Origin of the sequence: Pseudomonas sp. PB105 (assembly GCF_009764655.1) — a bacterium.
GTDB classification, from domain to species: Bacteria; Pseudomonadota; Gammaproteobacteria; order Pseudomonadales; family Pseudomonadaceae; genus Aquipseudomonas; species Aquipseudomonas cyclaminis.
Window position 1 is genome coordinate 1 of sequence record NZ_RWIO01000049.1, and the last position, 1,643, is coordinate 1,643.

Sequence of the window (1,643 nt, forward strand, 5' to 3'; positions counted from 1 at the left end):
ACCTGCTCATGCAAGACCGCCCCGGCCCCGACATCGTCGCCGGCAACCGCCTGATGATCCAGGGCGACCGGCATTACGACTACGACGCCTTCGGCAACCTGATCGGTGAACGCAGAGGCAAAGGCCATCAACTCGTCACCGAATACCGCTACGACTGCCAGCACCGTCTGATCGGCATTACCCAACCCAACGGGCAAACCGCCAGCTACCGCTACGACCCATTTGGACGGCGTATCAGCAAGACTGTCGACGGTTTAACCACGGAGTTCTTCTGGCAAGGCGACAAGCTGATTGCCGAGCACCATGCAGATCGCCACCGCAGCTACCTTTACGAACCTGACAGCTTTCGACCCTTGGCGCTGCTGGACGGCTTCGGCCCAACCGAAACCCAGCCCTACCACTACCAACTCGACCACCTCGGCACGCCACAGGAACTCAGCGACCCAGACGGCGAAATCGTCTGGTCAGCGCACTACCGCGCCTACGGCCAGATCAGTCGCCTCGACAAAGATAAAATCGACAACCCGCTGCGCTTTCAGGGTCAGTACTTAGACCCGGAAAGCGGGCTGCACTACAACCGTCATCGCTACTACAATCCAGATATTGGGCGTTACCTGACACCTGACCCGGTGAAGTTGGCGGGCGGGATTAACGCGTACCAGTACGTGCCCAATCCTACGGGGTGGGTGGATCCACTCGGACTGAATGCCAGCTGCACTGGCGTAGTAAAGAAAAATCCAACCTGCGCGATACCTGCTGAACCTGACGCACCTGATGTATCTCGTAAAGGAGCATTCCGCGCAGCAAAAAGGGACGCCAACATACCGATGTCGCAACAACCTGATGTATTTACCAACGCGCGTTCTGGCGTAAAAAAGCAATACAAAATCGTGAAAATGTCGGATATAAATGAAAAAGCAATTTTAGATAGCTCAGGAAAACCAATTCAGACAAGGGTCTACCAATATACGAGAGCCGATGGCTCCAAAGTATTAATACAAGACCATTCAGCGGGGCATAATTTCGGCGCGCAAGACGGAGCAGGCGATCAAGGCTCTCATTTCAACCTACGCCCATTTGATACACCGCGGACCGGCAAAGTCCCGGGAACAAAAGACCACTACACATTTAAGGATAAAAAATGAAACATTGGAATGATCTTGAAGGAACCATATTTTTTAATAAATTGTTCAGTCAACCAATTGAAATTCGCGAAATTTATATACACTCACTGACGATAGAAAACGACCAACCCTCTCTCGGCATTGGCTTTGACATACCAGACTTTCCAGATTCCTTACCTCCAAAATTGCAGGACAAAGGATACAACACATGCAGAATTGGACTGACCTGTCACGGAATAAGTAACCTGCAGATAATCAATCTTCCTCGCCGAGAAATTTTCATTGCAAAAATTAAGCGAGAAAATGAGCACTATCTTTTCAACGCAAAATCAGAAAATGCCTCTATTGAATTCAAAGCAAAATGGTTGTCTATGGATGGGCCGTCAGTTTATATAAATTGTCCCGAACCAGGAGATCATAGCTGGTCACCTTAAGTTATCTAGAATGGATTTTTTTTTGGGGGGGGGGTTAAATGTTTTAGATAACAGAAACTATGAGCTCTATAGCCAGCCCCAATTC

The 1,643-nt window shown here is 49.5% G+C and carries 2 protein-coding genes; both read left to right on the forward strand.

All coding sequences use genetic code 11. The features are described 5' to 3' along the window. On the forward strand, nt 1-1,145 hold a 1,145-nt coding region (locus EJD88_RS13130), incomplete at its 5' end, for an RHS repeat-associated core domain-containing protein (protein WP_178117176.1). Beyond that, on the forward strand, nt 1,142-1,558 hold the full coding sequence (locus EJD88_RS13135; RefSeq protein ID WP_158878155.1) for an Imm50 family immunity protein: 417 nt from the start codon (nt 1,142-1,144) through the stop codon (nt 1,556-1,558). The genes EJD88_RS13130 and EJD88_RS13135, both read left to right, overlap by 4 nt. The last annotated feature ends 85 nt before the right edge of the window (nt 1,559-1,643 follow it).